General features: G+C 56.9%; 24 protein-coding genes. 6 read left to right on the top strand and 18 right to left on the bottom strand.

Going from position 1 to position 23,147, the window contains the following annotated elements; translation table 11 throughout:
• Nucleotides 1-44: 44 nt before the first annotated feature.
• The 17 genes from cheZ to B7L15_RS02930 all read right to left on the bottom strand — a co-directional run bounded on the left by cheZ (nt 45) and on the right by B7L15_RS02930 (nt 16,425).
• Nucleotides 45-740, bottom strand: a complete 696-nt coding sequence (cheZ, locus tag B7L15_RS03010) for a protein phosphatase CheZ (protein WP_085917570.1) — start codon at nt 738-740, stop codon at nt 45-47.
• 42 nt (nt 741-782) lie between these two features.
• A complete protein-coding gene (gene cheY, locus B7L15_RS03005; protein ID WP_085917569.1) occupies nt 783-1,172 on the bottom strand; it encodes a chemotaxis response regulator CheY in 390 nt (129 codons plus the stop codon).
• A gap of 27 nt (nt 1,173-1,199) precedes the next feature.
• On the bottom strand, nt 1,200-2,906 hold the full coding sequence (locus B7L15_RS03000) for a methyl-accepting chemotaxis protein (protein WP_085917568.1): 1,707 nt from the start codon (nt 2,904-2,906) through the stop codon (nt 1,200-1,202).
• A 68-nt stretch (nt 2,907-2,974) separates the two neighbouring features.
• Nucleotides 2,975-4,036 carry a protein-glutamate methylesterase/protein-glutamine glutaminase gene (locus B7L15_RS02995; RefSeq protein ID WP_085917567.1) on the bottom strand — a complete coding sequence of 354 codons (1,062 nt, stop codon included), beginning with the start codon at nt 4,034-4,036 and terminating at the stop codon, nt 2,975-2,977.
• A 53-nt stretch (nt 4,037-4,089) separates the two neighbouring features.
• Nucleotides 4,090-4,959 carry a CheR family methyltransferase gene (locus B7L15_RS02990; protein WP_085917698.1) on the bottom strand — a complete coding sequence of 290 codons (870 nt, stop codon included), beginning with the start codon at nt 4,957-4,959 and terminating at the stop codon, nt 4,090-4,092.
• Between the two features lie 218 nt (nt 4,960-5,177).
• Nucleotides 5,178-6,449, bottom strand: coding sequence for a methyl-accepting chemotaxis protein (locus tag B7L15_RS02985; RefSeq protein ID WP_176243622.1), 1,272 nt, complete (start codon nt 6,447-6,449; stop codon nt 5,178-5,180).
• 124 nt (nt 6,450-6,573) lie between these two features.
• A complete protein-coding gene (gene cheW, locus B7L15_RS02980; RefSeq protein WP_066318954.1) occupies nt 6,574-7,071 on the bottom strand; it encodes a chemotaxis protein CheW in 498 nt (165 codons plus the stop codon).
• Nucleotides 7,068-9,188: a chemotaxis protein CheA gene (gene cheA, locus B7L15_RS02975; RefSeq protein ID WP_085917566.1), complete on the bottom strand. Its 2,121-nt coding sequence runs from the start codon at nt 9,186-9,188 to the stop codon at nt 7,068-7,070. The genes cheW and cheA overlap by 4 nt, the downstream gene beginning before the upstream one ends.
• Before the next feature lie 46 nt (nt 9,189-9,234).
• On the bottom strand, nt 9,235-10,215 hold the full coding sequence (motB, locus tag B7L15_RS02970; protein ID WP_085917565.1) for a flagellar motor protein MotB: 981 nt from the start codon (nt 10,213-10,215) through the stop codon (nt 9,235-9,237).
• On the bottom strand, nt 10,212-11,081 hold the full coding sequence (motA, locus tag B7L15_RS02965; protein WP_085917564.1) for a flagellar motor stator protein MotA: 870 nt from the start codon (nt 11,079-11,081) through the stop codon (nt 10,212-10,214). Before motA ends, motB begins: the two co-directional genes overlap by 4 nt.
• A gap of 66 nt (nt 11,082-11,147) precedes the next feature.
• Complete coding sequence (gene flhC / locus B7L15_RS02960) at nt 11,148-11,690, bottom strand: flagellar transcriptional regulator FlhC (RefSeq protein WP_085917563.1); 543 nt, start codon at nt 11,688-11,690, stop codon at nt 11,148-11,150.
• A complete protein-coding gene (flhD, locus tag B7L15_RS02955) occupies nt 11,687-12,019 on the bottom strand; it encodes a flagellar transcriptional regulator FlhD (protein WP_085917562.1) in 333 nt (110 codons plus the stop codon). The genes flhC and flhD overlap by 4 nt, the downstream gene beginning before the upstream one ends.
• 108 nt (nt 12,020-12,127) lie before the next feature.
• Nucleotides 12,128-12,418: an EscU/YscU/HrcU family type III secretion system export apparatus switch protein gene (locus B7L15_RS02950; RefSeq protein WP_085917561.1), complete on the bottom strand. Its 291-nt coding sequence runs from the start codon at nt 12,416-12,418 to the stop codon at nt 12,128-12,130.
• Nucleotides 12,405-13,721, bottom strand: a complete 1,317-nt coding sequence (fliK, locus tag B7L15_RS02945) for a flagellar hook-length control protein FliK (RefSeq protein WP_085917560.1) — start codon at nt 13,719-13,721, stop codon at nt 12,405-12,407. The genes B7L15_RS02950 and fliK overlap by 14 nt, the downstream gene beginning before the upstream one ends.
• A complete protein-coding gene (locus B7L15_RS02940) occupies nt 13,718-14,125 on the bottom strand; it encodes a flagellar protein FliT (RefSeq protein WP_085917559.1) in 408 nt (135 codons plus the stop codon). The genes fliK and B7L15_RS02940 overlap by 4 nt, the downstream gene beginning before the upstream one ends.
• Before the next feature lie 7 nt (nt 14,126-14,132).
• Nucleotides 14,133-14,549 (bottom strand): flagellar export chaperone FliS, encoded by a 417-nt coding sequence (gene fliS, locus B7L15_RS02935; protein ID WP_085917558.1) that lies wholly within the window; start codon nt 14,547-14,549, stop codon nt 14,133-14,135.
• Nucleotides 14,550-14,733: 184 nt separating this feature from the next.
• A complete protein-coding gene (locus tag B7L15_RS02930; protein WP_085917557.1) occupies nt 14,734-16,425 on the bottom strand; it encodes an HD domain-containing phosphohydrolase in 1,692 nt (563 codons plus the stop codon).
• A 334-nt stretch (nt 16,426-16,759) separates the two neighbouring features.
• On the opposite strand from B7L15_RS02930, the gene B7L15_RS02925 reads away from it, so the two are divergent.
• Nucleotides 16,760-17,122, top strand: coding sequence for a flagellar protein FlaG (locus tag B7L15_RS02925; RefSeq protein ID WP_085917556.1), 363 nt, complete (start codon nt 16,760-16,762; stop codon nt 17,120-17,122).
• A 69-nt stretch (nt 17,123-17,191) separates the two neighbouring features.
• Here the strand turns inward: B7L15_RS02925 and fliE are convergent, their stop codons facing one another.
• The gene (fliE, locus tag B7L15_RS02920; RefSeq protein WP_066318923.1) at nt 17,192-17,521 is read right to left on the bottom strand and encodes a flagellar hook-basal body complex protein FliE; all 330 of its coding nucleotides are present in this window, start codon (nt 17,519-17,521) and stop codon (nt 17,192-17,194) included.
• A 255-nt stretch (nt 17,522-17,776) separates the two neighbouring features.
• Between fliE and fliF the strand changes: the two genes are divergently transcribed.
• The 5 genes from fliF to fliJ are packed head-to-tail and all read left to right on the top strand — an operon-like array spanning nt 17,777 to nt 23,140.
• Nucleotides 17,777-19,534 (top strand): flagellar basal-body MS-ring/collar protein FliF, encoded by a 1,758-nt coding sequence (fliF, locus tag B7L15_RS02915; protein ID WP_085917555.1) that lies wholly within the window; start codon nt 17,777-17,779, stop codon nt 19,532-19,534.
• Entirely contained in the window at nt 19,527-20,534 is a 1,008-nt protein-coding gene (gene fliG / locus B7L15_RS02910; RefSeq protein WP_085917554.1) for a flagellar motor switch protein FliG, read from the top strand. The genes fliF and fliG overlap by 8 nt, the downstream gene beginning before the upstream one ends.
• Nucleotides 20,521-21,297 carry a flagellar assembly protein FliH gene (locus tag B7L15_RS02905; protein ID WP_369596836.1) on the top strand — a complete coding sequence of 259 codons (777 nt, stop codon included), beginning with the start codon at nt 20,521-20,523 and terminating at the stop codon, nt 21,295-21,297. Before fliG ends, B7L15_RS02905 begins: the two co-directional genes overlap by 14 nt.
• An 8-nt stretch (nt 21,298-21,305) precedes the next feature.
• Nucleotides 21,306-22,691, top strand: coding sequence for a flagellar protein export ATPase FliI (gene fliI, locus B7L15_RS02900; RefSeq protein WP_085917553.1), 1,386 nt, complete (start codon nt 21,306-21,308; stop codon nt 22,689-22,691).
• Entirely contained in the window at nt 22,688-23,140 is a 453-nt protein-coding gene (gene fliJ, locus B7L15_RS02895) for a flagellar export protein FliJ (protein ID WP_085917552.1), read from the top strand. The genes fliI and fliJ overlap by 4 nt, the downstream gene beginning before the upstream one ends.
• Nucleotides 23,141-23,147: the final 7 nt, after the last annotated feature.

Raw genomic sequence — 23,147 nt, 5'->3', positions numbered from 1 at the left:
TGAGCGAAACGTCGTGTAACCCGAGCAAGGGTTCAAACCGTGCGCTAGAAGCCCAATTCGTCCAATAGATCGTCGACCTGATCTTGCCCGGTCACGATATCAGGTGCATTGTCCTTCACTTGAGGCCCATTCAAAAGCTCTTCGTTACGCCGTGCATTCTCGTTTTTCCACTGATCTTCGGCCTTGCGTTGCATCGTTTCTCGTGCCTGGGCCTCCGGAACGTTGTCAATGAGCACCTGAACCAGTTGATGTTCAATCTCGCGAATGACGTCCATCATCTTCTTGATGACCTGACCGGTAAGGTCCTGGAAATCCTGTGCCATCATGATTTCCATCAACTCTTTATTGGTCGCCGCCGCCATATCCGGCACGCTCCCCAGATAGCCACGCGTATCTTTGACCAGCGCTTTGGCTTCGTCCAACTCCTTTGGCGCTTCAAACCACTCTGCCCAACGCTTATCCAACGCCTCAGCCTGATCGCTAAGCTGATCCTGAAGCGGTTGGGCCCGGTCAATCGCATTCAGCGAGCGATCTGCCGCCTGCTCGGTCATGGTGGCGACGTAATGCAAACGGTCGCGTGCATCGGGTATCGCTTCCGCCGCTCGCTCGATTTCCTTATCCAGCCCCAGCTCACGCATGTTTTCCCTCAACATGCGGGTCAGTTTGCCAACGCGATGAATAAGATCTTCGGCGGCCTCTTCGGACAGTTGGGTAGAACCGGACTGCTCATTCTGGCTCATGGTGCTCTCTCCTCGTAATCCCGGCCCGCAGGCCTTGCCGCGTTACTTACCCAATTTGTCAAAGATCTTATTGAGCTTTTCTTCCAGCGTCGCGGCTGTAAACGGCTTCACAACATAGCCGTTGGCGCCCGCCTGAGCCGCCGCAATGATGTTTTCTTTCTTGGCTTCCGCCGTCACCATTAACACCGGCAACTCTTTGAGGGCGTCATCCTGACGGATTTCCTTGAGCATCTCCAGGCCATCCAGATTGGGCATGTTCCAATCAGAGACCACAAACTCAAAATTGCCTGCACGTAGCTTGTTCAAGGCATCCTGCCCATCCTCTGCCTCTTCTACGTTGGTAAAACCGAGTTCTTTCAACAAGCTGCGTACAATACGGCGCATCGTGGGGAAGTCATCCACCACCAAAAAGCTCATGTTCTTATCTGCCATGGGTCATCCTCTATCAGTTGGGGCTGGTTAAAATTCTTCCCAGTCGTCGTGTCCGCTGGTTGATGGCACTGAACGGCTAGGCGGAGTCGATGGTGTTTTGGCGGCTGGCGCGGCCACCGCTTTAGGCACTGAGCCTGCACTTGCCTGGCGTGACGGCTGCTGATGAGCCACCTGCATGCCCACCAGTTTAAATACCGCCACCGCTTCTTCAAGGCGGTTGGCCTGCTCTTCCAATGACGACGCGGCGGCGGTGGCCTGTTGCACCAAGGAGGCATTCTGCTGGGTCACCTGGTCCATCTGGCCGACCGCTTGACTGACTTGTTCGATGCCGTCGCTCTGCTCCTGGGACGCAGCTGAGATTTCGTCCATGATGTCGGTGACACGGCGTACAGACGTCACCACGTCGGACATGGTTGTGCCCGCCTGTTCAACGAGGGTAGAGCCTTGCTGGATCTGAGTCACCGAGTCATCAATCAGCGCTTTGATCTCCTTAGCGGCATCGGCACTTCGGCTGGCGAGGTTGCGCACTTCCCCGGCCACGACAGCAAAGCCTCGGCCTTGCTCACCGGCACGGGCTGCTTCAACCGACGCATTGAGGGCCAGGATATTGGTTTGAAAGGCGATCGAGTCGATCACGCTGGTAATATCCGAGACTTTTTGCGAACTGCTGGAAATACCGTGCATGGTGGTCACCACCTGCTGCACCACGTCGCCGCCACGCTCAGCCGTGGACGATGCATCCGCTGCCAGCGTGCTTGCCTGGCGTGCATTGTCGGCATTCTGCTTCACCGTGGCCGTCATCTCTTCCATGCTGGAGGCAGTCTCTTCGATAGAGGCCGCCTGCTGCTCGGTACGCGATGAAAGGTCGGCATTGCCGCTGGCAATTTCGCGAGTACCGTGGTGAATTTCACGGCTGCCATCACGCACCCGCGCGACGATATCGTTGAGGCTGTTCTGCATGCGCTGCATGGCGGTGTAAAGCTGGCCAACCTCGTTTTTTCCGCCGCTCGGGATCCGCGTAGTGAGATCCGCATCGGCAATGGTATCCAGCGTGGTAACCGCCTGTTTCAGTGGACGCACGATCACGCTGCGCAAGCCTAGATAAATCAGCAGGACCAGTACCAGTGTAAAAGCCAGGATCGCCCACTCGATCGCGCTGTAGAAATCATTGATCTCTTCAAGCTCTTGCTGAAGGGCATCGCCACGCGCCGAGGCATAACGCATGAACTCCGTCAATGCGGCCTCTTGGGCCGCGGCAACGGGGGCCATCTCGCGGCGTAGTTCATTGAAGCCGGTAGTGTTCATTTGATCGAGCGCCTCGGCCTGCTGACGAGAAAACTCGATGACCCTGGCAAACAGCGTATCGATTTCCTCGCCGAGGGCGGCTCCGCTGTCGGTCCGCGGCACGGCAGAGAAATTATGCAGCCGTTCTTCGGCGCGATCTATCTGGTCAATGGCCGCCGCCAGGTGCTGGTTGGCCTGCTGAGCCCGCCCCAGCATAAAATCGTTGGACGCTATTTCCAGGTCGACCAGCGCACCACTCCATAGGGCATCAGCACGGTTGATCTCGTTCAACTGCTCGACGTTGATGCGCTCAAGCGTCGTGAGCGTTCGATTGGTTGCCTGCTCGGCAAAAGCGCTCATCGCGACATTGGCGACCATCGCTAACACGAAGAAGAGCAGCGCGGTCACAACGACCGCATTAACACTCAAGTTGCGTAACACCTGGTTCATGGCATTCCCTTCCCTTGCAGCTAACGCTGCCCTTTATTTGCGTTTCACGCTTCCGTTATACGTTTTCTTTATACCCGCTGCGCACGCCCGGACGAGGCAATCAACGACATCAGTCGCGCGGGTACTTCATCCAACGGCGTGACATCGACGGCTCCGCCCATGGCAATAGCCTCGCGGGGCATACCAAAGACCACACAACTTTGTTCGTCCTGGGCAATGGTCGCCGAACCGGCCTGACGCATTTCAAGTAGCCCGGCGGCTCCATCTTTGCCCATGCCGGTAAGAATCACGCCAATGGCGTTTTTGCCGGCCTGGTCGGCGGCAGAGTGAAATAGCACATCCACCGAGGGGCGGTGGCGATTGACCGGTGGTCCGTCGTCAAGCCGGGCGACGTAGTTGGCACCGCTGCGCGCCAGTTTGAGGTGCTGGTCTCCGGGGGCAATATAGGCGTGGCCGGGCAGCACACGCTCGCCGTCGGTGGCTTCCTTGACGGTAATGCGACATAGCCGGTCCAGCCGCTCCGCAAACGAACGCGTAAACCCACCCGGCATGTGCTGGGTAATTAAAATCGCCGGCGCGTTGGCGGGTAGCGGTTCGAGCACTGCCCTGATTGCTTCGGTACCGCCAGTGGAAGCGCCGATAATAATCAGCTTCTCACTCGATACCATGGGCGCTTTGAGTTGGGCAGGCGGCGGGGTATTTTTATGCCGCGCCTGGCGAGGGCGAGAACGCGCCGCCGCACGCAGTTTTTCGGCAATCTCGTTGGCGTAATCCATCATCCCGCTGCGAATACCCAAACTGGGCTTGGCAACAAAGTCCAGCGCCCCAAGCTCCAACGCCCGCAGGGTGATTTCCGAACCGCTTTGGGTCAGTGACGATACCATCAATACCGGCATCGGACGCAGACGCATCAGGCGCTCGAGAAAGTCCAGCCCGTCCATGCGCGGCATTTCAACATCAAGCGTCAGGACATCCGGATTATGCTGCTTGATAAGGTCGCGGGCGGCAATCGGATCAGGCGCTACCGCCACAACTTCCATATCGGGTTGGGTATTGATAATTTCCGTCAACAGGTCGCGAATCAGCGCCGAGTCGTCAACACATAACACTTTTATTTTGGCTGCACTCAAAGCACGCCTCCTTATCCGTCAAGCCGTTTGCCGCACTAAGGCACGTTGGCGTTTTATTTGTTTGCCAGGGTATAAACTGTTTGCCCACGTAGCTTGAAAGCATCGCTGATGTAGGAAAAATTCTCCGAGTGACCGGCAAACAGAAGGCCGTCGGGCTTGAGCAGGGGCGCGAAACGTTTAAGAATTTTTGCCTGGGTGTCTTTATCAAAATAAATCATGATATTCCGGCAAAAGATCACGTCAAAAGGGCCTTTGACAGGCCACTGGGGCGCCAGCAGGTTCATGGGCATAAACTCGACCAGCGAAGATACTTCAGGTCGCACGCGGGCCAACCCGAGATGGTTGCCGGTGCCCTTCTGGAAGAAACGCTTTACCCGCGCCTCTTCAAGCTTGCGCACCTGTTCCTGGGGATAGACGCCCTTACGCGCTTTGTTCAGGGCGTCAGTGTCAATATCCGTCGCGATGACGCTGGACTGGGAAGCTCGTCCGCCCAGCGTTTCGAGCAGCGTCATGGCAATCGAGTAAGGCTCTTCACCGGTGGACGCAGCCGAACACCACACCGATACAGGCCCCTGCTTGTCCTTTATATGCTCAGCCAGCAGCGGAAAGTGGTGGGCCTCACGGAAAAAGGCCGTGAGGTTGGTGGTTAGCGCATTGGTAAACGCTTCCCACTCTTTAGCATCCGGCTGACGCTCAAGGCGCGCGAGGTAGTCGCCAAATCGAGTCATCCCGTGGTGACGTAACCGTTTCGCTAAACGGCTATAGACCATTTCGCGCTTGTGCTCGGCCAGCACAATGCCTGCGCGCTGATAAATCAACTCACGTACACGGGTAAAATCGGCATCCGTCAGTTCCAGGTCGCGCTCGATCTGGCTGCCGGATGCCCATTGGCCGATGTCGACTCGTTCACGTTGCTCGGTCAAAATATGCGCCACTCCTCTACAAAGCCTTGACCCGCCTACTTGTCAGCCAACGGGGGTTGCACGACACGGTGAGTCTGAAACACAACCGACTGCTGGCACCAGAGGCACACCGCCTGATAGAGCGGCATGCCTCTGGTCGAAGTGCTATTGACTCCAGCTTTTATACTATCGGCTTGAAACCCGCTGACTTGAGCGCGTTTGCAGTACGTCTTTAGTGTTTAAAACGCTTCCCATTCATCCGCTGTTGCTGCTGACGCTGGCGCGGCAGGACGGGGGGACTGAGCGGGCAGCGAAGTGGCTGCGCGTGGCTTGCTTGCGGAAGCCGTCAGCGACTCGGCAACACGAAAACGTTCAACGGCTTCGCGCAGTCGCCCGGCTTCGTCTTCCAACTCGTTCGCACTGAAGGCGGCTTGTTGCACCAACTCGGCATTTTGCTGAACCACTTGATCCATTTGCGCCACGGCCTGGTTAACCTGACCGATACCATTGCTCTGCTCTTCGGAAGCAGCCGCAATTTCGTCCATGATGTCGCTGACCCGCTGCACGGCGGCCACCAGGTCCTGCATTGTCTTACCGGCCTGATTGACCCGCTCAGTACCAACATCGACTTTGCTCAACGAGGTGTCGATCAGGGTTCGAATATCCTTAGCCGCACTGGCGCTTCGGCTGGCGAGACTGCGAACTTCCTGTGCAACCACCGCAAACCCTCTACCATGCTCGCCAGCCCGCGCCGCTTCTACGGACGCGTTTAGCGCCAGAATATTCGTCTGGAAGGCGATATTATCAATAAGGGTAATGATATCGGCGACCTGGTGCGAGCTGGCGCTGATGTCCTGCATGGTATCGACGATCTCGCCAACTTCTTCGCCGCTGCGCCGTGCCGTCAGGGTGGCATTTTCCGCCAGTTGACTTGCCTGGCGGGCGTTATCCGCATTATGGCCAACGGTTGAGGCAAGCTGCTCCATGCTGGAAGCAGTTTCCTCCAATGAGGACGCCTGTTGCTCAGTGCGTGATGAAAGATCGTTGTTGCCACTGGCGATCTGTTGCGAGCGCTCAAAAATTGACGCACCACTGGTACGGACGACACCCACCGTTTGCGACAGCGACGCTTGCATATGGGCCATCGCAACGTAAAGACGACCAATTTCGTTATTACCAGGCGCGGTAATCTGCTGGTTTAAGTCGCCTTTTGCCATGCGTTCGAAGTAACCCACCAGATTGTCCAAAGGACGCAGCACATTCGCTGCCACCCCCCAAACCACTGCCACTACCGTGGTGAGCGTCACCAGCACCACGGCTAGGAGACTCCAGCGTATTTGCTCGGCGAACGCTGTAAACGCCTGCTGCTGGGCGGCTAGATCGCTACTGTTTTGCACGATATCTGCCCCATGATGGAGAGCATAAAGGCCGATACCACACGCCACCAGCACCATCGTCGACAGCGTCACCAGCACCAGTCCCCAACTCAGCCGGACGGTCATGTTATTCATTACTTGCCGTATCACCTGCCCCACCTACCGCACTCCTTATCGCCAGAAGCGCCCCCTCACTCCATTGCGGTGAGGGCGCTGACCGCATGATCCCTGGACACTCTTCCCTGTGCGTCAACTTTCTTTAACTCTGGCTGGCGCCGTCCACCAAGGCCATCTCTTCGCTGGTAAGCAGTTTGTCGATATCGACGATCACCAGCATGCGATCGTCAAGGCTGCCGAGTCCGCTAAGGAAATCGGAAGACAGAGTGACGCCAAACTCGGGGGCAGGCTTGATCTGGTCGGGCGTCAGCGTCATGACATCGGATACGCCGTCAACCACAATACCCACAATCCGGTCAGCCACGTTGACAACGATCACCACGGTTTGGCCGCCGTACTCGACATTTTCGAGGTGGAACTTGATGCGCAGGTCGACGATCGGCACGATCACGCCGCGCAAGTTGGTCACCCCTTTAATGAAGTCAGGTGCGTTGGCAATGCGCGTTACGTTCTCGTAGCCGCGAATTTCCTGAACTTTCAGAATATCGATGGCGTACTCTTCGTCACCTAGCGAGAACACCAGAAATTCGCTGTTATCCGCTTCAGTCGCGAGGACCGCCCTATCGTTTGCTTGGCTCATGACGGTTCAGACTCCTTGTAAAAAGACATGGTTTGCGTTTTGGCTGGTTTTGCAGCCTCTTTTTTTGCCCGGCTCAGTCGATGCAAGCCGGAAATATCCAGAATCAGGGCTACGCTACCGTCGCCAAGAATGGTGGCCGCAGAGATGCCAGGCACTTTGCGGTAGTTATCTTCCAGGTTCTTGACCACTACCTGCTGCTGGCCAACCAGCTCATCGACCAGCATGGCATAGCGACGTCCCTCACCTTGCACAATCACCGCAATGCTTTTGGTCGGGTCGGTAATGGCATTTTCGACGTCCATCACTTCGTGAATGGCGATCACCGGCAGGTATTCGTCGCGCACCTTGAGGACGACGTCGTCACCCGCCATGGCATACATGTCATCTTTATTGGGCTGCAAAGACTCCAACACGGTGGAAAGCGGCAGGATAAAGGTTTCCCCCCCCACTTTAATCGACATGCCGTCCAGAATGGCCAGTGTCAGGGGTAACACGATACTCGTGACGGTGCCCTCACCTTTTTTGGATTGGATCTCGACACGCCCACCCATGCCCTGGATGTTGCGTTTCACCACGTCCATACCGACGCCACGCCCCGATACATCGGTGACTTCGTTGGCGGTGGAGAAACCCGGTGCGAAAATCAGCTGATAAACCTCTTCATCCGACATTGTGTCGGATACATTCAGGCCGTTTTCCTTGGCTTTGGCAAGCAGGCGGTCGCGATCAAGTCCAGCGCCGTCGTCACGCACTTCAATCAGGATGTTGCCGCCCTGATGGCGGGCAGCCAGGGTCAGCTTGCCGGTGCGCGGTTTGCCGATCGACTCGCGCACATCGGGCATTTCAATGCCATGATCAAGGCTGTTGCGTACCAGGTGGGTTAACGGATCGGTAATTCGTTCTACCAGGCTTTTATCCAGTTCGGTGGATTTGCCTTCGGTGACAAGCTCGATCTCCTTGCCCAGCTTACCGGCGGTATCGCGTACAACCCTTGGGAAACGGCTAAATACAAACTCCATGGGAATCATGCGGATCGACATGACCGATTCCTGCAGGTCCCGGGCATTGCGCTGTAACAGGCTCATGCCGCTTTGCAGCGAACTGTTGACACCCGACTGCTCACCCAGGTCGCTGACCGTTTGATCGAGCATCGACTGGGTGATGATCAGCTCACCAACGAGATTGATAATCTGATCGACCTTGTCCACCGATACACGTATCGACGAGGACTCGGAGGCCGCTTTCTTCGCTTTGCCCTTGGCCTGCCCATCGCCAGCCTCGGCCTTGGCAGGTGCCGGCGGCGACGCTTTTTGTTCAGTTGCTGGTGCCGACGTTTCTTGCTCGGTGGGTGGCTTGGCTTCAGGCTGCCCTGCTGACGCGTCTGCTTTCACCTCGCCAGTTGCAACCGGCTGGATATCAATTTGGTCGGGCTCGATAATAAAGCACATGACCGCTTCAATATCGTCAGCGCTTACGCTACCACTGAGCACGACTTCGTAGCGCTTATCGTCGCCCGACTGGGACTCGATATCGCCTAGTTGCTCCAGCTCTTCAACCAGCAGTAGGCGATCCTTGTCATCCACATTGATCAGCGCCACTTTCAACTGGCCAGTGCTGTTCGCCTGTGGTGCTTCATCTGCAGACAAACCGTCAGCGGATGCCTCTTCGGTTGACGCCGCCGGAGTGCTCGCCGACGATGTTGTTTCAGCAGGCGCTTCGAGGGACTGGCCAATCTCTTCAAGGGCTATCTGCTGTAACGTTTGGCAAATTCGTTCATACGTTTCCTGGTCAGGCTCTTCCTCGTTGCGATAGGCATTTAATTGCTCGTGCATAATGTCTTTGGCCTCTAAAAATGTATCAACGAGGTCAGCCCGCAGCGCTAGCTCCCCTTTACGCGCGTAATCCAGAAGATTTTCCATGATGTGTGTGGTGTTTTGCAGAACGCCAAATCCGAAAGTGCCTGCGCCACCTTTAATCGAATGTGCGGCACGAAAAATAGCGTCGAGCTGCTCGCTGTCAGGATTATCCACATCAATCTCTAGCAGATGCTGCTCCATATCCGCGAGCAGCTCTTCTGCCTCTTCAAAAAAGGTGTCAAAAAAATCGGCTATATCCATGCACCATCCCCTACCTTCACGTCAAAGTGTTAGCACAAGCGCAGCGTTATTCGGCGCTCGTTGTCTCTTGTTCTAAGTCTGGCTGTTCTGGGTCTATCGCTTGCTCTGGGTTTTCCGCTGGAGTCGCCTCTTCAGGTACACCAATTGCGTCTTCCGCAGTTTCTGATAGCACCGTGGAAACATCGGTTTCCATCACCACCGAATTGCGAATGGCCTCGGCAATTTCGGGTAACAACACGATCAACTCAATGCGTCGATTGATCGGGTCGTCGGGTGCAGTGTCGGGCAGCAGCACCCGGTCTGCATAGCCGGAAACACGCAACAGTTGACCCGGATCAAGTCCTCCCGCAACCAACTCTCGGCGGGAGGCGTTGGCCCGGTCATTCGACAGCTCCCAATTGCTATAGCCTCGATAGCCACCGGCATAAGGCACGTTATCCGTGTGCCCCCCGATACTCAGGTCGTTGGGCAGCTCATTGAGCAGCGGCGCAATGGTTCGCAGCAGATTACGCATATAGGGTGCCACCTGGTCGCTGCCCAACTCGAACATGGGTCGCTGCTCGGTATCCAGCACCTGAATACGCAGGCCTTCGCGAGTCAGGTCAAAACGCAGCTGTGAGCGCAACTCGCGTAGTTCAGGATCGAGCTCAATCGCGCGCTCGATACGCTCCTGGACATCCATGAAAAAGCGTCGCTCCTGCACGCTAGGCCGCGTTGCCTGCTTTAAATCAATGCGTGCGCGTTCACCATCGCTGTGCGTTGGATCAGGGCCGCCGCCAGGAATCGCACTCGTACTTCCGGAGCGGTCACCACCGGTAATAGCGGTCGTCAAAGGTGTACTGAAATATTCAGCGACGCCTTGGCGCTCTTCCTCGCTGGACACGCTGAGTATCCATAGCACCAGAAACAGCGCCATCAGTGCAGTCATGAAGTCGGCGAGGGCTATTTTCCATGCGCCACCGTGGTGCGCATGCACGACTTTCTTGCGCCGAATAATGATCGGCCGCTTATCTCCCGCCGCACTCATGCACTACCAGCCTTTTTCGCGTCGCGTACGTAGTCTTCCAGCTCGTTGAAGGTAGGACGCTCAGTGCTGTGCAGCGCCTTCCTGCCAAATTCCACCGCCAGCTGAGGGGCATAGCCATGCAGGCTCGCCAGAAGCGTCACGCGAACACACTGGAGCATTTTTTCCGCTTCTTTCGCCTGCCGATCGATCGTGCTGGCTACCGGGTTGATAAACCCGTAACCCAGCAGAATCCCAAGGAAGGTACCCACCAGCGCGTGGGCGATCATCTCCCCCATCTGCTCTGGGCCGGCATCAGCATAAGTCAGCGCTTTCACCACGCCCATTACCGCCGCCACGATGCCAAAGGCAGGCATCGCATCGCCGACCTTGGAAATCGCGTCGATAGGGATGTGAGCTTCCTGTTCGAAGGCCTCAATTTCATGCAGCATCAGCTCATCAATCTCCATGGGCTCCATGCCGCCGCTGACCATCAGGCGCAGATAATCGGTAAGGAAGTTCATGATATGAGGATCTGCCAACACCGTAGGGTGCTCTTGAAACAGCGGGCTTTCCTGGGGGTTATCGATATCTCGCTCAATCCCCAGCATGCCTTCACGACGAACCTTGGAAAGCAGCTTGTACTGCAGCGCCATCAACTCCATGTACATGGCTTTGTTGTACTTTTTCGTGCGCTTCAGCTTGGGCATGATTTTGAAGGTGGCCTTGATCGCTTTGCCGTTGTTGGCAGCAAGAAAAGCCCCTACCCCGGCACCGCCGATCATCAACAACTCAAGCGGCTGAAACAGGGGACCCATGCTGCCCCCCGCCAGCACGTAGCCACCAAATACCGACAGTAATACGACGATGTAACCTAAGAGGATCAGCACAGGCAGTGTCCTTCACTATTTCAATGGTCTATAACGGAACCAACGGCGACCCGTTACGTCAAAAAATCACGTTATGTTTGATGCCGATTTACACATCTGCCGCGTTTTGCCGGCCCGGGAGGGCGGTTGGCAAATGCCGCAGTCATAGTCGTGCATCGGGTTATGAGCGTGAGCAACAAAACGACCTCCGCAACGGGTACACGGCGTCAGCTGGAGCAAGTCGCTCTCAAAAAAACGTACCAGCGTCCAGGCGCGCGTCAGCCCCAACACCGGCTCTACGCCCTCAACATCAATCTGTTCGCCGTATAGCCGATAGGCCTTCACGAAGGCATCAATCCGCTCACAGTCAGCTTCTTCCACCAAGCTGGTATAAATGTTGTAAAATAAAGAGGAGTGGATATTGGGCAGCCAGGTAATGAACCAGTCGGTTGAAAACGGCAGCATGCCTTTTGGCGGCGACATCCCTCTTACCTCTTTGTACAGCTTGATGAGACGTGTGCGACTTAGCTCTGTCTCCGTCTCCAATACCTGCAGCCTTGCCCCAAGTTCAATCAGCTCAATAGCGAGCTGCACCTGGTGCATTTCGTCTACCAAGCTTTTTTGACTCACGTGCTGTCCTCCGGCGGCATCGACTCGTACTCCTCACCAGCCAGCAGCAGTGACGCATGCAGGCTTGCGAGGCCTTGATCACGCGGATTGGCTGTCACCTGCTTCAATCGCTCGACGCTTGCCTGACCGAACCGGCAAATCAACTGGTTGGTCCGCGACAGCTTCGTCAGCTGCCGAGCATTGAGCGATAGGATAAGATCCGCCACCTCACCGTCGATTTTTAGACGGAACATTGCGGCCTCACGGTCTTCACTCAACAAGCGCTGTGCGAGCAGCAAGTACGCTAAATTGATTTCTTGTATTTCATCGAGAAAGCTGGTTTGACTCATAGTGGCCTATCGGACGAAACTGACGCCTCTATTAGGGTGGTAATGGCGCCATGAGTGATTTTTTCATACTGACCCAAACTTCATGGTTGCATACCACGTTTACATTGGCTACTCAGCCTTCTCACGCTTGTGTAGCCCAGCCTCCGACAATTCAAATACCCATACCAACAGTTCAGCAATCACCTGATACAGGTTGGCAGGAATCTCTGCATCCAAATCCAGTTGCATCAATAGCGCGACAAGCTCCGGCGCATCATGCACATAAATACCCTGACGCTGTGCCTCGGCCATGATGCGTTCGGCCAGATCGCCATAGCCCTTGGCCACTACCCGTGGCGCTCGTTCATGATCCTGATAAGCCAACGCCACCGCTTGACGCCGCGATTCATCCGTAGACATCCGGGGCCTCCTCGACGTAGCGTGCACGCACCTGAACCTTGCGCAGATCCAGCGCCTCCAGACGCGACTCAAGCGCAGGAACGCCGGCCTCAAGGCGTTGATGCACTTGCGCTTCACTGGCGGTTAAGTCGATGTTCAAGACACCTCGATACAGTCGCAGTGACACGCTAAAAGCACCAAAACCAGGCACATCAAGCTGCATGTCGGACTGCCAGCTATCATCAGACGACCGCTGCTCTTCGCCGTCTTCCTGATGCTGCCCACGTGTCGGCAGATTAATCGCCAGCGCCATGAAAATACCCGCCCACACGTCACCTTCCCACCGGATCGTGGGTGTCACCAGCATTTCAAGCTGTTGACGCACCAAGCTTTGCAGACTTTCATGCACCACTTCGCGTGGCTGGCGATTGGGCATGACATCCAGGGTGGTGTCGCGGGCCAAACGCGCATCAATGTTCGCTTGTGGCGACTCTTTCGCATGGGGGGCGAGTTCAGCCGTGTTAAATGTTCCTGGACTGCCCACCGGCGACTGAATCGTAGCGGGTGTGTTAACCACCGGGGCACGCGCCGCCGCAGATTCACTGGCTGCAGGTATTAACGATGTGTTGGGTAGGATGGCGGCGTTACCCGGCGGCGGTGGCGCTACCAGCAATGGCGAGGTGGCGCCGGGCACCATACCGGATGACGATATTCCACTCCCACCACCTTGCGGCACCAGACCTGCACCCAGCGCTGTCGACGCCAAAGGCGTTGGTACCGAGGCGCGCGGACCAGGCTGCATTTGCGGCTCTCTCAATAGCTGCTGCCGATTGGCCTCACCTTGAAACCAGCGTTTGAGATGTGCCTCGTAAAACAGGCCACTGTCCCGCACGCTGGCTTCAAGCCGCGCCGCCAACTGTGTCGATGATGGTGACTCGGCCGCATTCATCAACGGCGCTTCGGCACGCATGACGGAGGGTGGCGCGGGAAAGCGAAGCAATACATCCGCAATACTGCGTGCCGCTGGGCTAAAGTGGGTCTGAGTTGAGCCAGGCGGCAATGCCTGAGCATCACCTCGCTGAGGCTGTCGCCCGCCGTCAAGCTGAGACGGCAAACCCCTCATATCCCGTAGTGCTGTATCACGCAGCGCTGTAGAAGCAGGGTCACGTCCATCCAGCCGCGCATCCCCCATCAGGGCGCGCGGGCCTTCACCCGGCACTACCGGTTTAATCGGCTGATCCATTAACCGCTGGTTCGACACATCGCCCCGGCGCCCCAGCACCTGATGAAGCAGGGTATCGATCAGCGGATTAATGGTACTCACGACGACCTCGGCGCCTGGTCATCATTACCGCCAAGCTCATTACCACCTGCCTGCTGTGGCGCATAGGCACGGTGTAAATTGCGCTGACGTTGAGACACATTGATTAACCGCCCCAACTCATCACGACGGGCAATAAGCTGCCGACGGATCTCCACGTCCTGCTCCAGAATCGCTTCCAGCAGCTCTGCTTTACGCTGCTGCGCAGCAGACTCGAGCGTCACCGAGGAGTCCAGCTCACGCAACTTTTCAACCAGCAGGACATAGTGAGTCCGCTGATCGATCAACTCTGCCCACTGATCATTATCGGCCAGTTCGTGCATATACATAACGCTGTCGAGTAGCGCTGTATAGGTATCAATGAGCGTCTGTTGCGCGTCATCTCGCGTCGTGGTGGAAGCCGCCATTAGTGCCTCATGCAGATTGCTGTTGGCCAATTTCGCGCCATGCAGAGGCAATATCCTCAAGCAGCCGCTCGGCTTCGTCCAAGCTCGCTTCGTCATTGCGCAAATTAGCTGTCAACAACAGGCGTGCAATATAGTTGTACAAAGCGCCTAGTTGCTCTGCAATATCGCCGCCCTGCTCGCGATCAAGTGCCGCCGCCAGGCCATTGTTGACGATATCAAGCGCTTTCGAAATGGACCGCCCTTTCTCAGCCGAGTTACCCGCCTGCATATGGATACGGGCGGCGCGAATGGCGGCTTGCGCACCATCAAAAAGCATAACGATCAGCTGATGGGGGTCAGCCGACATCACGCCGCTTTCAACGCCAACCCTTGCATACGCATTGGCTCCTCGGCCATAGGCGGCTGCACCGCGCGAGTACGTCATACGTGCTACTCCTCATTGCGTGGCGACCAGATGCGGCCAGCCACTAAGCAAATTACCGGCAAGCATCAAGCATATCGCTGGGAATGCCTGCCTTAATTGATTATCGGCGAGCGCCAAAGCGACTTTAGTGCTTCAAGGTGTTTTTCTTTGTCTGGCGCTTGTAAGCCCTCTGTCAACGCCATGGCTATGTCGAGACGGCCACTTCGCTCACCGGACGCCCCAGCTTCTCGACAACATTACCGCGTATTGTCTCACCCAGGTTATCGCGCATCGGTGCATTCGCTGACGTCGCCAGCTGAACCTCCGTGAGATCACCCTCCTCATCAATACGCAATACCCACGCCAGCTGCTCACTGGAAAAGCGCACCAAGGCGCCAACCGGCAAGGACTTAAAGTGCCCCACATAACGCTTGATCCAGTGTGGGTCAAACTGTTGGGAATGGGTCAACAGATGGCGGTAAATTTGCTGTGCCGTTTTCGCGGGACGATCACTTCGGTCGCGCCGCAGGGCTTCCGCGACATCCACAATGGCGCTGGCCTTGGCAAGCTCGTTCAACGATTCTCCCGACACACCGTCTGGATAGCCGCTACCGTCCATGCGCTCGTTGATACCGCCGATCACGGCAGACGCAACACTCTGAGACAGCCACTGGCAACTCTCCAATCGCTCTAACACAAGCGAAACGTGTTCGCTCAATGCCTGGCGATGCGTCGCCTCGAAGTGAGCCGCCTTGAACAACACCTGAGGCACCAGCGCCTTTCCCAGATCATGAACCAGGCCGCTTGCCACGACCGCTTTGCGCACATCGCGGGGCATACCAGCGCCTACCAAATCCAGCAAGTGAACCGCCACGGCAATACCATGGCGAACCAGTAGCGGCTCGGGCGACAGACACCGACAAGCGAAAAGCAGCGATTCACGATCCTCTTCATGCAGCCCCATCAACCGGTCGGCGTATAAGGAAAGCTGGCGCGAGTCGATATCGCTTCCTTGCTGCAGCGACAGCATTTGCCCATCCAGGAAAGCGGCAACCTTGACCAGGCGGCGAGCCATGGGCGTGGCATAGCGCTTTACGTCGCGTCGCCCGACATGCTCACCGGCACCCACTCGCCCAGCTGGCGAGGTAAACAAGGGCGATGGCTGGCGCCCCTCACGATCCTCTTTGGCATAACGGGCCGACTCGCGCTCGATTTCACATACGAAATACCAGACCTGACGCTCCTGATCGGCACTGCATGAACCGAAATAAAACCCGACGCGCAGCAAATTTCGCTCCGGGTCCGGGCGCTGATGGCGAGCCAAGGCCTGAATCTCAAAGTGCGTCCCGTCGGGAAATTCAAAGGCAATATCCAATGGCCCCTCAGCGGTTGACAGCATGCCGCTTGCCGTCATTGGCAGCTCCAACTGGCAACCCTGCTGGGATAAGTCGCGCAGCTCGCCATGAATAGCCTCCTGGCCTGGCATGCTGACGTTGGCGGCCACGGGCATGCCAATGCGTAGCTCAGCGCGAAAAGCCTCACGCCGCTGAAGTACGTCCAGATACGACGGATAATCACTGCAGCACAGAAAACGCCCACCAGAACGGCGAGTTTCGGTCAACGATAGCAACGGTGTGCGCAGCACCTTACCTTGCGTTTCCCCCACCAGATAAAACGCCTCACCCTGCTGAAGACGACCGAGCAGGTAATCTACCGACGAAAGATCCAATACCAGGGTTTCGCCCTTGTGCTGCTCCATCAGCACGACCGGTTCCGGTCGCCGATCATCACCCTCCAAGCAAAGCGACGCGCCGCCGCTTTCCACCAATGTATCCAACAGCGACGCCACCGCTACCGGGTTTGCAACTCGCTCATATTCTTCCTCAAGGGCCACCATGCTCTCCTTACCTCTCCCATTGCCTCAGCGGATTATGCGCAAAGCGCTACACAATACCAGAAGCTGACGACAACAAGGATGCGCCACCCTTCGATGCAAGGTTTCGCTTAGCGACTATCCTAAACGCGACTATGCTAAACAGGGTGACAAAGTTAACTTATCCACCAATACTGCTTTGCCGACACTAAAGTTATCGTTAGCAGGGCCGATCAACATAGCGTAAGTATTAGATGCAAGAGCCTAAAAGTCGCTCCAATAAGGCCTCATGCCAGAAGAACTTATCAACCAGCGCTGGCCATTGGGGGCAGGTACAAAAAACAGGGGAATACGCACCATGAACTCATCCAGCATTGACGCAATCAACCTCGCTCAGACGACTCAGTTGAATATGCTGTCGCCGCGCCAGCGTCTTGACGACGCATTAGAGGTCCTTTCTGCCCCCGGAAGCCAGCTGAGCGAGAACCAGCAGGCTGAACCCACTACCGGGGAGCTCGTTGAACCCATCCAGCGCATTAATGAAGTGATGCGAGAGCGGGGGATAGAATTTGAAATCAGCGAAGATTTGTCGCGGGTTATCACTCGTGTGGTTGATCGTGATTCGGGTGACGTTATTCGACAGATTCCTGCCGAGGAAGTTATCCGCATTGCCGAACAGCTACAAGAAATGCGCGGCCGGTTCATCTCGCTGGAAGCTTGAACCACTGACACAAAAACCCGCTACTAACAGACCGCAATCAACAGGCGTAGCACAAAGTGCGTTACGGGGTTACACCTGCATATTCATAACATCCCGGTAGGCTGACACCAGGCGATTGCGCACCTGTAACCCCATCTGAGAGGCAACACTCGCCTTCTGCATATCAATCATGACATCCGCCAATTCGAGGTTGGGGTCCCCCGCCTGAAACGCCTTCGCCTTGTTGTTGGCATCCAGCTTTAGCTGATTGATGCGCTGAATGGACGCCTGTAGCTCACCGCCAAAACTGCCATGCCCTGCCGACTGGACAAGTGCACCACTTTGCATTGGCTGATTTGCCGCCTGGCTGGCCAACCCCTGCATCTGCTGCAGCGTTGCCTGTATTGCAGGAGTACTCATGTTATCGCCTCAAGCAGTAAAATGGCTGAACGTACGAAGCCTATCACCAGTATGACAAAGCTCATACGGACAATTACGTACAAAAAGCCAAGCTTTTCGTTCCTTTATGGTTGCCCAGCCACCGGATAATGGCGTTCATCATAATTACGCCTCATCTTTTCGGCGGATAACCGCGATTGACGGAATTTAGCCTATGCCTTCTATGGTGATGTGCCTGGGCAGCTACCTGTTTTGCTTGTCCCAAGGGAGGGATTCATGAGCGAAGCGGGTGCTGCGGCGGGCCGTCAGACGAACACTACCACGCCCTCAGCTCGTGACGGCGCAGGTAATGATAATACGAAAACTTCCTTTGCTGACCGCGTGCTGTCTCAGTTGCGCGGCAATCCGCTTGTCGCTCTGCTGGTGGCTGGCGCCGCGACCATTGCCGTGATTGCCGTCCTGATGATGTGGGCAAGCAGTCCCGACTATCGCGTGCTGTACAACAATCTTGATGAGGCGGACGGCGGCCGCATTATTACCGAACTTGATGGTCGCGGCGTGCCTTATCGCTTCAGCGACAACGGTCAGGCGTTGATGGTTCCCGGCGATCAGGTGCACTCTCTGCGCCTCTATCTTGCTGAGCAGGGCCTCCCACAGGGGGGGAATGTTGGCCTGGAACTCATGGACAACCAGGCGTTCGGGATCAGTCAGTTCGCCGAGCAGGTCAATTATCAACGGGGACTGGAAGGTGAGCTAAGCCGTTCCATTGAGTCATTAGGGCCTGTAGAAGGCGTTCGTGTTCACCTATCGATGGCCAAGCCCTCAGTGTTTATTCGCGATCGAGAGCCTGCGAAAGCCTCGGTGGTACTGACCCTGTTGCCCGGGCGCGTACTTGGCGATGGTCAGGTTAGCGCCATTGTTCACATGGTATCGAGCAGTGTGCCTGAGCTGGCGCCCGAAGATGTCTCCGTGGTCAACCAAAATGGCCGCTTACTGTCGGCAGACGTCGGCGGCAATAATGACCTTGATGGTAGCCAACTGGAATATCTGGCTGAGGTCGAGCGTTCTTATCAGCGGCGTATCGAGAACATCCTGACACCGATTCTCGGCGAAGAAAACGTGCGCGCTCAGGTAGCCGCTCAGGTGGACTTCTCCCAGCGGGAAGAAACGTCTGAACGCTACGGCCCCAATCAACCGCCTAACGAAGCCGCCGTTCGCAGCCGCCAGTTAAGCCTGTCGTATGACGGTGAAAACCTACTGAGCTCCGGCATCCCTGGCGCACTCAGCAACACCCCGCCTGGAACAGCGCCCTCCCCCATCAATCAGCCTGATGAGGACGGTGAAGGTGACGAAGACGGCGAAGAAGCCCCTGAAGATGCCCTTCGCAACCTGCAGCAAGACGATGTCGTCAATTACGAAGTTGACCGCAGTATTGAGCACGTTCAACACCGGCTGGGTCGCGTTGAGCGCCTGACGGCCGCGGTTGTCGTGAACTACCGTGAAACCATCAACGAAGAAGGTGAGCCAGAGCAGGTACCTCTCTCGAACGAGGAAGTGCAACAGATCGAGCGCCTGGTGCGCCGGTCGATGGGCTTCTCTGAAGCGCGCGGTGACGCAATCGATGTGGTCAACACCCCGTTTGTCGATATGGAAGAGGACACCCGTGAAACGCCCGAGTGGTGGCAGCGTCAGGGGACTCTTGAGCTGGCAGCGCAGCTGGGCCGTTACCTGCTCGTCGCGCTTGCCGCGCTGCTGCTGTACCTGCTGATACTAAGACCGCTCATCAAGCGCTATACCGAATCGCCTGTCATGTCGACAGCCACGCCTGGCGCAGGCGTTCAGGCTCGGGTTGGGGATGATGAAGATGAGTCGGTAGAAAACGAAGAAGACGCCGACGAGACATACCAAAAGCCGAAACGCCGGCGCAAGACATCGCTGTACGAGCACAACCTCAACGACCTGCGCGAAATGGCGCAAGAGGATCCCCGCATGGTAGCGATGATCGTGCGCAGCTGGATGAATGCCAATGAGTAATGTAGTTGCCAATATGGGCGGCGCCCGCAAGAGCGCCATCCTGTTACTCGCCCTGGACGAGGACAGCGCCGCTGAAGTGTTCAAGTACATGAACGCCTCGGAAGTCCAGGAAATCAGTATGGAAATGACCCGCCTTCAGCAAGTCTCCCACGACGACATGAAAGCGGTGCTTGAGGCATTCCATAAAGAGACGGAAGAGTTTGTCGCGCTCAACCTTAACTCCAGCGAGCATATTCGCTCGGTGCTTACCAAGGCGCTGGGCAGCGACCGCGCGTCCAGCCTGATTGAAGACATCCTGGAAAGCAGCGCTGAGACCTCCGGGATCGACTCGCTCAACCTGATGGAAGCCTCGATGGTCGCCGAACTCATCCGCGATGAGCACCCGCAGATCATTGCCACCATCCTGGTCCATCTGGATCGTCACCAGGCGTCAGATGTGCTTGAACTATTTGAAGAGAAACAGCGCAACGACGTGGTATTACGTATCGCCACCTTCAGTGGCGTTCAGCCCGCCGCCCTGCAGGAGTTGACCGAGGTCCTCTCCAGCATGCTCGATGGCCAGAACCTCAAGCGCAGCAAAATGGGTGGCGTAAGAACGGCAGCGGAAATTCTCAACCTGATGAATTCGTCTCAGGAAGAAACGGCGATCGAAACCGTACGTTCCCACAGCGAAGATCTGGCACAAAAAATTATCGACGAGATGTTCCTGTTCGAGAACTTGCTCGACCTGGACAACCGCGCGATCCAGATGGTCCTGCAGGAAGTCGAGACCAATTCGCTGGTGATCGCCCTCAAGGGCGCCCAGGACGCCCTGGTGGACAAGTTCCTGCGCAATATGTCTCAACGTGCTGCTGACCTGGTCCGCGAGGACATGGAAGCCCGCGGGCCCATTCGCGTGTCTCAGGTTGAAGCCGAGCAGAAGACGGTTCTTCAGGTAGTGCGCCGCCTGGCGGATTCGGGTGAAATCGTCCTGGCAGGAGGAGATGATGAATATGTCTGAGACCCAATCGCCGCAGTTCGATCGTCACCAACAGTGGCGGCGCTGGCAGATGGATGAGCTCCTCCGCCCGGCCGGCCCTGGCGAACATGAGACCTCAGCGTCGGCATCGTCCCACCAGCGTAAGATCGACGCCGCTCAGAAAGCCGCCAAGGAGGCACAGCGGCGCGAAGAACAGGCGCGCCAGGCAGAATACGACAAACTACGCGAGCAAGCCGAAGCTGACGGTTACCAGGCTGGCCTCGCTAGCGGTCATGAAGAGGGCTTTGCAAAAGGCCTTGAGGAAGGCCGCCAGCAGGCCGAGCAGGAACTCGCTCAGCGAATAAAAGACACCTTGACTCCGCTTGGCAACCTTGCCAAGCAGTTTTCGGACGCACTCACGCAAATTGACGACGCCATTGCCCATGATCTGGTGGCGTTGGCCACCACAACAGGCAAACAGCTTGCTGCCGAGGCACTGAATGAAACGCCCGAGCGTATTTTGACACTGGTACGCGAGCTACTGCATACCGACCCCCCGCTTGTCGGCCAACAGCGGCTGTGGCTAAACCCTGATGACCACGCGATTGTCGCAGAGCACCTCGGGGTTGAGCTTGAAGCCGCCAACTGGAAACTCCAGCCCGATGATCAACTGGCCCGAGGCGGATGCCGGGTGACCAGCGCTCAAGGCGAGCTCGATGCCACCTTCGAGAGCCGCTGGCAAGCCGTGCAAGCCCAGGAGCGCAAGCGCCAATCCAATCCACCCAAGTCGTCGACGTCGTCATAGGGGCTGCCATGACCACTGTTTGTCCTCACCAATTCCGCTGGCAAAAAGCCATCCGCCGCACCACGCAGCGGGTTGGTTCTTTACCGCGTGTGGGCACCAGTGGTCGCGTCATACGGGCAACCGGCATGGTCGTCGAAGTGGTCGGGCTTCGCGTTGCGGTCGGCAGCGCCTGCAAAATCGAACTACCGAAAAGTGATGCGCATCTTGACCAACCTTATGCCGAAGCGGAGGTTGTCGGGTTCGCCGGGGATAAGCTCTACCTGATGCCTCTTGAGCAAATCTCAGGCCTGATGCCCGGCGCCCGCGTATCACCGCTGAGCGACGGAAGCGGCCACAGTGCAAGGCGCTTTCCCATCGGCGAGGAGCTGCTGGGTCGCGTACTTGACGGCAATGGCAATCCGCTTGATGACCGTGAGCACCTGGACGACACTGCCCGCGCCACCCTCGATACGCCACCGCTGAACCCTCTATCCCGGGCGCCCATCGAGTCTCAGATCGATGTCGGCATTCGCTCGATAAACGCACTGCTGAGCGTCGGCCGGGGTCAGCGCATGGGGCTTTTCGCCGGGTCAGGGGTCGGCAAATCGGTGCTTTTGGGCATGATGGCACGCTATACCAAGGCGGATGTCATTGTCGTAGGCCTTATCGGCGAGCGTGGCCGAGAGGTGCAGGATTTCATCGACAATATTCTCGGCCCCGAAGGCCGCCGCCGCGCCGTGGTCGTTGCCGCACCGGCTGATACGTCGCCCCTGCAGCGCCTCCAGGGGGCCGCCTACGCCACGCGGCTGGCCGAAGGGTTTCGCGATGAAGGCCGCGACGTTCTACTGATCATGGATTCCTTGACGCGCTTTGCCATGGCCCAGCGCGAGATCGCCCTTGCCATTGGCGAACCTCCGGCCACCAAGGGGTATCCGCCGTCGGTCTTTGCCAAGCTGCCTAGCCTGGTCGAGCGCGCAGGTAATGCGGAACGGGGCGGCGGCTCGATTACCGCGTTTTACACTGTCTTGACCGAGGGTGACGATCAACAGGATCCGATCGCGGATTCCGCTCGGGCGATCCTCGATGGTCATATTGTCCTTTCGCGTACGTTAGCCGAAGCAGGCCACTACCCGGCTATCGATATTGAAGCCTCCATCAGCCGCGCCATGACCGCGATCACCGACGAAGCTCAACAACGTCAGTCACGTGTTTTCAAGCAGTACTTCTCGCGTTATCAGCGTAATCGCGACCTGATTAGCGTGGGTGCCTACTCGCCCGGTCACGACCCGCAGCTTGATGAGGCGGTGAAGCGTTTTCCAGAACTTGAGCACTTTCTACAGCAGAATATTAACGAAAGCGCCACCATCGACGCTTCCCGACAAGCCCTGAATGCCCTGGTTGGAGAGTCCGCATGAGCCGAACGCAGCTGGAGATGCTTGCCGATTTAGCCCGTGAAGCCCGCGACCAGGCGGGTATTGCCCTCGCCCAGGAGCGACAGGGGGAACAACAGACAACCGCTCAATTGAATTCGCTAAAGCGCTATCGCGCAGAGTACGCCGCACGTTTGCAGCAGGCGATGCGCGAAGGAATTGATCCGGCCACGATGTACAACTACCAGCAATTTCTTGGCTCGCTGGATGCTGCATTGGATCGCGCTCGCCATACGCTGGCGGCACAGCAAAAACGCGTGGAAAAACGTCAACAACATTGGCAACAAGAGCAGCGTAAGCTGTCTTCCTACGATACACTGACCTCACGACGGCTAGTGGAAGAACACCGACGCCTTGAGCGTTATGAACAGAAAACCAATGACGATTTGGTGACTAGCCGTTTGGCTCGCCAACGTAATGAGACGCCGCAGTAGCGGTGCC

Source organism: Halomonas sp. CSM-2, from assembly GCF_002119345.1.
GTDB lineage: Bacteria > Pseudomonadota > Gammaproteobacteria > Pseudomonadales > Halomonadaceae > Vreelandella > Vreelandella janggokensis.
This window is presented reverse-complemented; position numbering and strand designations above follow the sequence as displayed.